Origin of the sequence: Paraburkholderia sp. Ac-20347 (assembly GCF_017104805.1) — a bacterium.
Taxonomy (GTDB): domain Bacteria; phylum Pseudomonadota; class Gammaproteobacteria; order Burkholderiales; family Burkholderiaceae; genus Paraburkholderia; species Paraburkholderia tropica.
In genome coordinates, this window is record NZ_JAAGPN010000254.1 from 1 (window position 1) to 11814 (window position 11814).

Here is an 11814-nt window from a genome sequence, read left to right on the forward strand (position 1 = left end):
GAGCGCCACGGCCGGACCGGCCGCCGCAAACGCGCGGCGCAGCGTGTCGGGATCGAACGGCGGCGCGCGAAAACGCACGCCCGTGGCGTCGTAGAGCGCATTGGCGATGGCGGCGGCCGCGGGCGCGCTCATCTGATCGATACGATTTTCGTCTTGATCGTTGCGACGCTGAATTAATCCGGATTCCGAATCGATTGGCGAATCGATCAGGTCATGCGAAACCGATGTCTGATTGCCTTCTGACGAGCCGGTTTCGTCGTGCGTGGCGCGAGCGAGGCGACGCACACCGGTTGTGCGCGCGATGGCCTCCTCGATCTGCCATGCGGGCATGCCGGTAAGCGCGGTCTGATCCGGCGTGCCCGCTCCTTGCCCGGCTACGACGCGCCGCACGGCGATATCGCCGGTTGCGCGATTGACGTCGAGATCGACGACCCATGCGGACCAGCTTGCCGCCTGTTTCACCGATTTCAGCGATTTCGCCGACGCGCTTTTATCCGCGAAATCGAGCGCAAGCGTTGAAGGCTGTACGTGCTCGTCGGCGCGTTCGCCATCGAAGGCGAAGCCGCGCCCGCGCACCCAAGGCGAGTCCGGTTGCGCAGCGGCACTCACCGGCGCGCCCCACGCCGCGCGCTCGCTAACCATACGGATGACCTCGCGCGCACCGGCGTCGCGGCTCGCGTCGAGATGATCGAGACGCAACGCGACCGCATCGCGTTGCGCGTCGTGGGCAATTTCGTCGATAAACGATTCGCGCGCGAACGCATGCGCCTGCGAGGGAATCGCGCACGTGGGATCGTCCACGGCCACGCTGGCCTGAACATGGCGATACAGCAGCGGCGGCAGCGCCGCGCTTTCCGCCTGCACGGCTTCAGCTTCGGCCTGCGCATCGAGACGCGCGCGGTAATGCCACTTCGTCATCGTGCCGTCGGCGGCGAGACGCGCTTCGACGGCCAGTTGCGCATCGGCATCGCGTCCTTGCGCGGGCCACGCGTAATCCGCGCGACGCAGCGTGCCCGATTCCTGCGCGTGCGCGCTCGCGTCCGTGTTCATCGCCGTCAACGCTGCATCGGCGCGCAAGGCCAGCCCTTGCGGATCGTCCTCGCTCATCGCGCTTCGCTTCCCTGCTCGTGTTCTACCTTCTCCGCCTGCTGCAGATACAGCGCCGCGCGCTTCACGGCACGCACGATCTCCAGATGCGTGCCGCAGCGGCACAGATTGAAGCGCAGCGCGTCGCGTATCGCGTCTTCATCGGGCGACGGATTGCGCGCGAGCAGCGCGGTCGCGCTCATGATCATGCCGTTGAGGCAATAGCCGCACTGCGCGGCCTGTTCGTCGATAAACGCCCGCTGCACCGGATGCAGCGCGTCGAGCGTGCCGAGTCCTTCGAGCGTCGTCACTTCACGCTCGCGCGCCGCCGCCACCGGCACCACGCACGAACGCGTCGGCTGGCCGTCGACGAGCACCGTGCACGCGCCGCATTGACCCAGCCCGCAGCCGTACTTCGGGCCGTTGAGTTCGCAGTCGTTGCGCAGGATGTAGAGCAGCGGCGTGTCGGGCGTAGCGCCCTCGATGGTGCGCGTCGTGCCGTTCACGCTGAGCGTGAGCGGCCCCGCGAAGGAAGCGGAATGCAACATGAACTGACTCGAATTTAAGGTGAGCACGGGCTGCGTGGCACAGGGCATGACTGGCTACAGCCCGCTCCACCGCCCTGCGCGGCGTTCGACGAACGCGCGCACAAGACGTTATAACCCGCCGAAATTCGGCGCGCACGCGCGCGATGCACGTGATCCACGCGATGCGCGTTATGCCGTGGCGGCCTCGCTGGCGCTCGGCGTGCGCTTCGCCTGCGGCGCGACGAGCGGCGTGTTGAACACGTCGTACGCGAACACCCACGCCGGATCTTCGTTCGTGCGCAGCCACGTATTGTTGTGCGAGACGAGTTGCACCTTCGACGCGCGCTCGGCCCGGTTCGCCTCGTACAGCGCGAACGCGCCCGCGTAATCGGTCGTGCCCACTTCGTCGAGGCAGCGCGTGAGCATGGCCGCATCCTCGATCGCCATCGCCGCGCCTTGCGCCATATGCGGCTTCATCGGATGGCAGGCGTCGCCGAGCAGCACGAGACGGCCACGGCTCCAGAGCGGCAGCGGATCGCGTTCGAGCAGCGGCCACTTGGTGATCGACGGCGACACGTCGATCAGGTTCAGCACGTCCGGGTGATAACCGTCGAACGCTTCGCGCATTTCCTCGCGGCTGCTTTCCATCATCGAAACGCCCGTGGGCCATTCGGCTTGCGGCACGCCCGTGACGTAGTAGTACTCGTCGCGCTTCTCGGTCACGTAATAGACCATCATGTGACGGTCTTCCGACCACCACTTCACGCACATGTCGTACGCGCGATTGCCGAGCAGCGAAGCGGAAAACACCGCGCGATGCGCGACATAACCCGTATAACGCGGCGGTTCCGCGCCGAGCAGATGCTCGCGGATCTTCGAGTTCACGCCATCCGCGCCAATCACGATATCGGCGGTTTCCACGCTGCCGTCCGCGAACGTCAGGCGCACTTCGCTGCCCGTATCCTCCACCGCGCTCAGGCACTTGCCGAACGCGATCGTGCCCGGCGCGACGGCGTCGGTCATCAGCTTGTGGAAGTCACCGCGATGCACGGTCAGGTAGCTCGCGCCATAGGTCTTGAGCGCGTAGTCGCCGAGCGGAATCTGCGAAATCGCTTCGGCCGTCTTCCAGTCGCGGCTGTACCAGTAATCGGGGTGCGAGCCCATGACGTTGAGCGCGTCCTCGCAGCCGATGCGACGCATGATCTTCATGACGTTCGGCCCGAGGTGGATGCCCGCGCCGAGACGCGAAAACGCGGGCGCCTGCTCGTAGAGGCGGACGTCGTGGCCGCGGCGCTGCATCAGCGCGGCGGCTGCCACGCCGCCAAGGCCTGCGCCGATGATGGCGATACGGGGTTTGCTCATGATTTCTCCAGGTCGTGCGCCCACGCGGCAAACGCGCCGCCGGGCCGGGTTGAGTTCGAGGTCTGCCGAGGTGAAATGTAGCGTACACATTAGAAAATAAATCGGCAAGCGGAAACTTTCCCTGGTCGTATCGCGCGATGAAACAGCGTTAAAGCGCTATATATGAAGCGATGCACGTGAACGATTAATTTTCCACGTTGCACATTTAAAACGTACACACTAGACTTTGCCCAGATTTCGACGACGCCTGCGCCCGCCGGTTTCGTCGCCGCCCAACTGCAATGGAGTGAGCGTCATGAGCAAGACTTACCGCATCGGCCAGATCGTGCCGAGCTCGAACACCACGATGGAAACCGAGATTCCGGCGATGCTGCGTCTGCGCGAAGCGATCCGCCCCGAGCGCTTCACGTTCCATTCGAGCCGCATGCGCATGAAGAAGGTCGTCAAGGAAGAGCTGGCCGCGATGGATGCGGAGTCGGACCGCTGCGCCGTCGAGCTTTCCGATGCGCGCGTCGACGTGCTCGGTTATGCGTGCCTCGTCGCGATCATGGCGATGGGCCGTGGCTATCACCGCGTTTCGCAGGCGCGTCTCACGAAGCACACGGCGGAGAACGGCGCGGCCGCGCCGGTGCTCACGAGCGCGGGCGCGCTCGTCGACGCGCTCAAGGTGATCGGCGCGAAACGCATCGTGGTGGTCGCGCCGTACATGAAGCCGCTCACGGAACTCGTGGTCGATTACATCCGGCACGAGGGCTATGAAGTGCTCGACTGGCGCGCGCTCGAAATCCCCGACAACCTCGAAGTCGGCCGTCACGATCCGGCGCGCCTGCCCGAGATCGTCAAGACGCTCGATTACGCCGACGCCGATGCGATCGTGCTGTCCGCCTGCGTGCAGATGCCGTCGCTGGCCGCTGTCGCGAAGGTCGAAGCGATGACCGGCAAGCCCGTCATCACCGCCGCCATCGCAACCACCTACGCGATGCTGCGCGAACTCGATCTCGAACCGATCGTGCCGGGCGCGGGCGCGCTGCTCTCGGGCGCGTACTGAGCGGCCGTTTCTCATCGATCCGTCACGTAGTCATGCCATGCAGTAACGCAACCGGAGCCCTCATGTCCAGCACGTTTCTCTACGGCGCGAACGTTCACGCGAACGGCATCCGCCAGCACTATCTGCGCTACGGCGGCGCGCAAGGCGCACGCGCCGCGCGGCCCGCGATCATCGTCATTCCCGGCATCACGAGTCCGGCCATCACGTGGGGCTTCGTCGGCGAAGTGTTCGGCGCGACGTTCGACACCTATGTAATCGATGTGCGCGGACGCGGCCTCTCCGAAGCGTCGGCCACGCTCGATTACAGTCTCGATGCGCAAGCCGCCGACGTGGTGGCGCTCGCCGCCGCGCTCGGGCTCGAACGCTATGCGCTGGTCGGTCATTCGATGGGCGCGCGCATTGCGGCGCGTGCTGCGTTGCAGGCGAACGGCGCGCTCGAATCGGTGGTGCTCGTCGATCCGCCGGTCTCGGGTCCGGGACGTCGCGACTATCCGGGCAAGCTGCCGTGGTATGTCGATTCGATGGCGCTCGCGCGTCAGGGCATCGACGCCGAAGGCATGCGCGCGTTTTGCCCAACGTGGACCGACGAAGAGCTGCGTCTGCGCGCCGAATGGCTGCATACCTGCGACGAGCGCGCCGTGCTCGCCTCGTACGAAGGCTTCCACACCGACGACTTCCACGCGGACGCCGCGCAACTGACGCTGCCCGCGCTGCTCATCACCGCCGAGCGCGGCGACGTGGTGCGCGACGAAGACGTCGCCGACTTGCAGCGCGCCACGCCCGCGATGCAGCACGTGCGCGTGCCCGACGCGGGCCACATGATTCCGTGGGACAACGCCGCCGGTTTCTACGCGACATTCGGCGACTTTCTCGGCGCACCGCTCGCGCAGCAAGCCGAATCTGTTACCGCCGAAGTTACCGTTTAACACGCAACGCTCACCGGAGAACGCACGATGCCCGTCAGCGACCATCAACTGATCGAAGCGTGGAAAGAAGTGCTCACGCTCTCGCGCCTCGAAGCCGGCCAGACCGTCACGATCCTCACGAGCGTCGCCACGCATGCGCAAACGCTCGCGTGCGCGCTGATCGCCACGCAGTCGATGGGCGCGATCGTCAACCGGCTCGACCTGCCGCCCGTGAACGGCGAAAAAGCCTTCAGCCGCGACTCGCTCGCATGGCTCGGCACCACGCCGCTCACGGGCAATCACGCGGCCATCGCGGCGCTCAAGGCGAGCGATCTCGTGCTCGATCTGATGACGCTGCTCTTTTCGCCCGAGCAGCACGACATCCTCAAGTCGGGCACGAAAATCCTGCTCGCGGTGGAGCCGCCCGAAGTGCTCGCGCGCCTCGTGCCGACGCTGGAAGATCGCGAGCGCGTGCTGGCCGCCGCGAAGAAAATCGGCGCGGCGCGCGAGATGCGCGTGAGTTCGCCCGCGGGCACGGCGCTCGTGTGTCCGCTCGGCGAATTCGGTCCGACCGCCGAATACGGTTTCGTCGACGAACCGGGCCGCTGGGATCACTGGCCAAGCGGCTTCGCGCTCACGTATCCCGACGACCGCACCGCGCACGGCACCATCGTGATCGATCGCGGCGACATCCTGCTTCCGCAAAAACGCTACGTGACGGAGCCGATCGTGCTAACCGTCGAAGGCGGCTACGCGACGAAGATCGAAGGCGGCGTCGACGCCGCGCTGCTGCGCGACTACATGGAAACGTTCAACGATCCCGAAGGCTATGCGATCTCGCACATCGGCTGGGGATTGCAGCCGCGCGCGCGCTGGTCGACGCTCGGCCTCTACGATCGCGAAGCGACCATCGGCATGGACGCGCGCGCGTTCGAAGGCAACTTCCTGTTCTCGCTCGGGCCGAACAACGAAGGCGGCGGCTCGCGCACGACGACCTGCCATATCGACATTCCGCTGCGCAACTGCACCGTCAAGCTCGACGACGACACCGTCGTGCGCGACGGTCGCGTCGTGCGCCAAGCGCCTATTCATACGCAGAACATCTGACATGAACGATCACGCACATCACGGCGATCACGCCGAAGCCGCCGTCTATCGCCAGCAAGGTTTCGGCACGCCGCTGCCCGTGAAGGGCAACATCGGCCTGCTCATCATCGACTTCGTGGTGGGTTTCGCGGACCCGAAGACCTTCGGCGGCGGCAACATTGCGCCCGCCATCGCGCGCACGCAGACCGCACTCGCGCTCGCGCGCGAACAGGGCTGGCCGGTCGCGCACAGCCGCATCGTCTACGCGGCGGACGGCAGCGACGACAACGTGTTCTCGCTGAAAGTGCCGGGCATGGCCACGCTCACCGAGGACCATCCGAACAGTGCGATCGTGCCCGAGCTGACGCCCGCGCGCGGCGAAGTCGTGGTGCGCAAGACCGTGCCCTCGGCGTTCTTCGGCACGCAGCTCGCGCCGTGGCTCGCGCAGCGCGCGGTGCAGACGCTGCTGGTCGCCGGTGCGGTGACGAGCGGCTGCGTGCGCGCGAGCGTCGTCGATGCGATGTCGCATGGCTTCCGCCCGCTCGTGCTTTCCGATTGCGTGGGCGACCGCGCGATCGAGCCGCACAACGCCAACCTCTTCGACATGCAGCAGAAGTACGCGGCCGTGATGCCGCTCGACGAGGCCATTGCCGCGATCGAGGCCGCGCAGCGCTGAACGTCGCGCATTCGTCGCTGGCCGTTTGACGCGTGTTTTTTGGCGACGTAGCGTCACGTACACGCGCTCGCGCGAAGACGCGATCAACGCACGTCCCGCCCGAAGTCACGCGCGCCGCCACAGGAACTCTCTGCCGTGAACCGCTCCGAACTGCTCGCGCGTGCGGGCTGCCTCACCGTCGTGCGTCAGCCCGCGCCGCCCGTCAAGCCCGCGCCCGGCCAGCCGGGCAGCCTCTCGTCGTTCGTGCCCGAGGTGCCGGAAGTGTTCGTCGCCGTGCTCGACGACGGCCGCATGCTCGCGTTCAACGGTCACGTCGATCTGGGCACGGGCATCCGCACGTCGCTCGCGCAGATCGTCGCCGAAGAACTCGACGTGCCTGCTGCGCGCGTGGCGATGCAGCTCGGTCATACCGCCGCCACGCCGAATCAGGGGCCGACCATCGCGAGCGCCTCGATCCAGATTTCGGCCACGCCGCTGCGTTGCGCGGCGGCGCAGGCGCGTCTCGCGCTGCTCGAACTCGCGGCGCAGCACTTTGGCGCGCCCGTCGACGCCCTCGCGACCGATAACGCCGAAGTCTTTTTCGCCAATGCGGATAAAGCCACCACCGGGGACAAGCCCGGCGACGCGCGCCGCGTGAGCTTCGCGCAACTCGTCGCGGGCCGCCGTATCGCGCTCGATCTCGACCTCAAGGTCCCTGTCAAGGATCCGTCGACGTATCGCGTGATCGGCAAGTCGTCGCCGCGCGTCGACATCCCCGCGAAGGCCACGGGCGCGCTCACCTTCGTGCACGACATGCGCGTGCCCGGCATGCTGCACGGCCGCGTCGTGCGCCCGCCCTATCACGGCATCGACAGCGGCGCGTTCGTCGGCAAGCTGCTCGAACGCGTCGATCGCGAATCGGTGGCGCATGTGCCGGGGCTGCGCGCCGTGGTCGTGAGCGGCGATTTCGTCGGCGTGGTCTGCGAGCGCGAGGAGCAAGCCATGCGCGCCGCGCGCGAGCTGCGTGTGACGTGGAAGCCGATGCCCACGCTGCCCTCGCTCGACGATCCCGGCGCGGCCATCCTCGCCGCGCCGGCCACGCGCCGCCCGCTGCTCGAAGAAGGCGACGTCGAGGGCGCACGCGCGGCGCCCGGCGCGCTGACGCTCACGCGCACCTACGTGTGGCCATATCAGATGCACGGCTCGATCGGGCCGTCGTGCGCACTCGCCGACTATCGCGAGCCGGGCGCGGGGCGCATCACCGTGTGGTCCGGCACGCAGAATCCGGTCTCACTGCGCTACGACCTCGCGACGCTCGTGGGCCGCGACGAGGCCGACATCGACATCGTGCGCATGGAGGCCGCGGGCTGCTACGGCCGCAATTGCGCCGACGATGTCTGCGGCGATGCGCTGCTGCTCTCGCGCGCGGTGCAGGCGCCCGTGCGCGTGCAGCTCACGCGCGCCGACGAGCACGCGTGGGAACCCAAGGGCACGGGTCAGGTAGTCGAAGTGACCGGCACCGTCTCGCGCGAAGGCCGCATGACGGGCTACGACTTTCGCACGCGCTATCCATCGAACGACGCGCCGCTGCTCGCCGCGCTGCTCACGGGCGTCGTGCCGGGCGAGCAGCCGCGCGTGTTCGAAATGGGCGATCGCACGGCCGTGTCGCCGTATGTGAGCGAGAACCGTCGCTTCGTTTGCGAGGATCTCGCGCCGCTCGTGCGTTCGTCGTGGTTTCGCGGCGTCTCCGCGCTGCCGAATTCATTCGCGCACGATGCGTTCGCCGACGAACTCGCGGCGCAAGCGGGCGTCGATCCGCTCGACTTCCGGCTGCGTCATCTGCAGGATGCGCGCGCCGCCGAATTGCTCGAAGCGGTCGCGCAACGTGCGGGCTGGAAGGCGCGCACGACACGTCATGCCACGCCGAACGACACCGGGCGCTACGCGCGCGGACGCGGCATGGCTTACGCGCGCTACGTGCACAGCCGCTTCCCGGGCTTCGGCGCGGCGTGGTCGGCGTGGGTGGTCGATCTCGTGGTGGACCGCGTGACCGGCGAGGTGCGCGTGGAGCGTCTCACCGTGGGTCAGGACACGGGCACGATGGTGAATCCGGACGGCGTGCGTCATCAGATTCACGGCAACGTGATTCAGGTGTTGAGCCGCTCGTTGAAGGAGCGCGTGCGTTTCGCCGATGGCAAGGTGGCGAGCCGCGAATGGGGCAGCTACCCCATCCTGACCTTCCCCGAACTGCCCGCCGTGGACGTGGTGCTGATGCCGCGCCAGGGCGAGCCGCCGATGGGCGCAGGCGAGTCGGCCTCGGTGCCGGGACCGGCCGCACTGGCGAATGCGATTTTCGATGCGACCGGCGTGCGCTTTTACGCGCCGCCCTTCACGCCCGACACGATCCGCGCAGGCTTGCGCGCGGCGGGCCAGTTACTCGACGCGCGCCACGCGGAGGCGGCGGTGAGCGCGCGTTAATTGTGCAGCCGCTTATCGCGCGCCTTTTACAACCTTATTCGCCGTCCGATTCCATCATTTTGCGCAGCAAAAACAGCAGCGCCACGCGCTCACCCGCATTGAGTTCGCCGTAGGTGCGCTCGGTCACCTGCTTCGCGAACGGCACCGTGCGCTCGATGAGCGCGAGCCCGGCGGGCGTGGCGCGCACGAGCAGCTTGCGGCCGTCGTTGGGGTCGGGCAGCACTTCAATGAGTGCGCGCGACTTCAGGCGCTCGACCACGCCGCGGATGGTGGCCTGGTCGATGGCCGTGGTCTTGACGATGTCGTTGAGCGAGCAGCCCTGCTTTTCCTTCACGGCGCACAGCGTGACGAACTGCGCGGCGGTGAGGTCGGAATCGGGAATGGCTTCCTGGAAGATCGAAACGTGACGCTGATAGGCGCGGCGCAGCAGATGGCCCACCTGATCGTGGAAGTCGTATGAGTCCTTGGGAGACGGCATGAAGGTTCGGCCCGAAACGGCTTGTTGGCGAAAAAATGTAGTGTACACCTTAGACATTCGCGCCCGATACGCACACCTTCGCGCTATTTGCGTTCGATCATCCGCGCATTCGTCACGCCGATGCAGGGGCCGAAACGAACGAACGTGCACGAAAACACGATAGAAGCCGGATTAGCTCCGGATTCAATCCAGCGTCAACGCTGCTAATTCTAGCGTATTCGCACAAATTTAGTGCTGAACCAGCACCATCTTTCGGCACGAACATGATTGCCTTTACAGCACGAAAGCACTGCGTTTACAGGCTGAAATTCTCACAACGTCACGCCTGATGAAAACCCCTATCCGCTTTCATCGGCAAGAATATTTAGAGCGTATACGCTTATATTTTGACATGCTATACAGTCATCTGTGAGCGCTCGATGTGTGCACGCATCGGACGACTAACTTCCATCCGCTTCATCCCACCAGGGAGCCTTCCATGTCAACCGTGCAATCCGGCAGCGCCACGCTTTCACCTGCCGGCGCCCAACACGGCGAGCTATACCGCAAGGTCACGTTCCGCCTCATCACGATCTTTTGTCTGTGTTATTTCGCGGCCTACCTGGACCGGATCAACATCGGCCTCGCGAAGCTGCAGATGCTCGACGCGCTCAAGTTCAGCGACACGATCTACGGTCTCGGCGCGGGGCTGTTCTTCGCGGGCTACATCCTCTTCGAGGTGCCGAGCAACCTGATCCTGCAGCGCGTGGGCGCAAAGCTGTGGATCGCGCGCATCATGATTACGTGGGGCATTCTGTCCGGCGCGACGATGTTCGTGACCACGCCGATGCAGTTCTACATCGTGCGCTTCCTGCTGGGCGTGGCCGAAGCGGGCTTCCTGCCCGGCGTGCTGCTGTATCTCACGCAGTGGTATCCGGATGCACGGCGCGCGCGCATCGTCGCGCTGTTCATGGTCGGCCTGCCGCTTTCCAGCATGATCGGTAGCCCGATCTCGGGCTGGATCATGCGCTTCTTCGACGGCGCGCACGGTCTCGGCGGCTGGCAATGGCTGTTCTTCATCGAGGCGCTGCCTTCGGTGCTGCTCGGTCTCGCGATCCTGCGCTGGCTGCCCAACAACATCGAATCGGCGAAATGGCTCGACGCGCAGGAAAAGAAGACCTTGCGCGCGAATCTCGACGCCGATCCCACCGGCGGCAAGAATCATGCGCTCGGCAAGGCCTTCGTCGATCCTAAAGTGTGGGCGCTCGGCCTGATCGATCTGTGCGTGCTGCTCGGCCTCTACGCCGTGAGTTTCTGGCTGCCGACGATCCTGCGCGACACCGGCGTGAAAGACACCTACACGATCGGCTGGCTGATGGCCGTGCCCAACGCCGCCGCCGTGATCGCCACGCTCTGGTGCGGCGCGAGTTCGGACCGTCTGCGCGAACGCCGCTGGCATATCGTCGTGCCCTTCCTCGTCTCGGCCGTGGCGCTGGCCGTGGCGGCGGCGGGCTCGCACGGCACGCTGTCGACCGTGCTGCTGTTCTCGCTCGTCAACGCAGGCGCGGCGGCGGCCATGCCGGTCGTGTGGTCTTTGCCCTCGACGTTTCTCAAGGGCTCGGCGGCGGCGGGCGGCATTGCGTTCGCGTGCTCGATCGCGAATCTGGGCGGCTTCGGGAGCACCTATTTCATCGGCTGGCTGCGCGATACGTTCCATTCGCAAAGCGCGGGGCTCTACGGTTTCGCTATTTGCATGGTGATCGGTTGCGCGCTGGCGCTTTCGTATCCGAAGCAGGTCGTCAATCGCTGATGACCACCTCGGCATCGCGCGTGCAAACGCATTGAAACCCGCGTTTTAAAGCACGACCTATCCGCGTTTCATCGCACGCAACGCGAAGTCTGAAGAATACGCATCGCCGCCTTTCCCCGGGCGGCGATGCGTTTTTCATTGGACGCAAACATTCAGCAGCACGCATCAATCGTGCGAGCACGATCGTTCATACGCATCGCGCATCGACGGCACATGTATCGCGCATTGACGTAAAAAAATGCGTCCTTGCCCGGATGGACTTATCGCGGCATCCATGCCAGATTGCCTTTTCATGTGCGCCCTCCACGACGACGGCGCGCGGCATCACTCACAACGGGGGACAGTGTGCAGCATTTCGTCGACGCCCCTGCCACGCAGGCTGAATGACGATGAGCATCGA

Annotated in this window: 9 protein-coding genes and 1 pseudogene; 6 read left to right on the forward strand and 4 right to left on the reverse strand. The window is 65.8% G+C overall.

What is annotated here, in order from left to right; translation table 11 throughout:
- From G3N97_RS31265 to G3N97_RS31275, 3 genes and pseudogenes are all read right to left on the reverse strand, one after another.
- Window positions 1-1107 (reverse strand): annotated as a pseudogene (locus G3N97_RS31265) (cytochrome C); the annotation flags it as partial.
- Window positions 1104-1634: a (2Fe-2S)-binding protein gene (locus tag G3N97_RS31270; protein WP_205996817.1), complete on the reverse strand. Its 531-nt coding sequence runs from the start codon at window positions 1632-1634 to the stop codon at window positions 1104-1106. The gene G3N97_RS31270 and the pseudogene G3N97_RS31265, both read right to left, overlap by 4 nt.
- A gap of 168 nt (window positions 1635-1802) precedes the next feature.
- Window positions 1803-2975, reverse strand: coding sequence for an FAD-dependent monooxygenase (locus tag G3N97_RS31275; RefSeq protein ID WP_205996818.1), 1173 nt, complete (start codon window positions 2973-2975; stop codon window positions 1803-1805).
- A gap of 295 nt (window positions 2976-3270) precedes the next feature.
- Between G3N97_RS31275 and G3N97_RS31280 the strand changes: the two genes are divergently transcribed.
- The 5 genes from G3N97_RS31280 to G3N97_RS31300 all read left to right on the forward strand — a co-directional run bounded on the left by G3N97_RS31280 (window position 3271) and on the right by G3N97_RS31300 (window position 9147).
- The gene (locus G3N97_RS31280; RefSeq protein WP_065059052.1) at window positions 3271-4023 is read left to right on the forward strand and encodes an Asp/Glu racemase; all 753 of its coding nucleotides are present in this window, start codon (window positions 3271-3273) and stop codon (window positions 4021-4023) included.
- 62 nt (window positions 4024-4085) lie between these two features.
- Window positions 4086-4949, forward strand: coding sequence for an alpha/beta hydrolase (locus G3N97_RS31285; protein ID WP_205996819.1), 864 nt, complete (start codon window positions 4086-4088; stop codon window positions 4947-4949).
- A 27-nt stretch (window positions 4950-4976) separates the two neighbouring features.
- The gene (locus G3N97_RS31290; RefSeq protein WP_205996820.1) at window positions 4977-6035 is read left to right on the forward strand and encodes a 2,5-dihydroxypyridine 5,6-dioxygenase; all 1059 of its coding nucleotides are present in this window, start codon (window positions 4977-4979) and stop codon (window positions 6033-6035) included.
- A gap of 1 nt (window position 6036) precedes the next feature.
- Window positions 6037-6690: an isochorismatase family protein gene (locus tag G3N97_RS31295; protein ID WP_205996821.1), complete on the forward strand. Its 654-nt coding sequence runs from the start codon at window positions 6037-6039 to the stop codon at window positions 6688-6690.
- 135 nt (window positions 6691-6825) lie between these two features.
- Window positions 6826-9147 (forward strand): molybdopterin cofactor-binding domain-containing protein, encoded by a 2322-nt coding sequence (locus G3N97_RS31300; protein ID WP_205996822.1) that lies wholly within the window; start codon window positions 6826-6828, stop codon window positions 9145-9147.
- A 34-nt stretch (window positions 9148-9181) separates the two neighbouring features.
- Here the strand turns inward: G3N97_RS31300 and G3N97_RS31305 are convergent, their stop codons facing one another.
- Entirely contained in the window at window positions 9182-9625 is a 444-nt protein-coding gene (locus tag G3N97_RS31305) for a MarR family winged helix-turn-helix transcriptional regulator (RefSeq protein WP_065059047.1), read from the reverse strand.
- 478 nt (window positions 9626-10103) lie between these two features.
- Between G3N97_RS31305 and G3N97_RS31310 the strand changes: the two genes are divergently transcribed.
- On the forward strand, window positions 10104-11414 hold the full coding sequence (locus G3N97_RS31310; RefSeq protein ID WP_205996823.1) for an MFS transporter: 1311 nt from the start codon (window positions 10104-10106) through the stop codon (window positions 11412-11414).
- The last annotated feature ends 400 nt before the right edge of the window (window positions 11415-11814 follow it).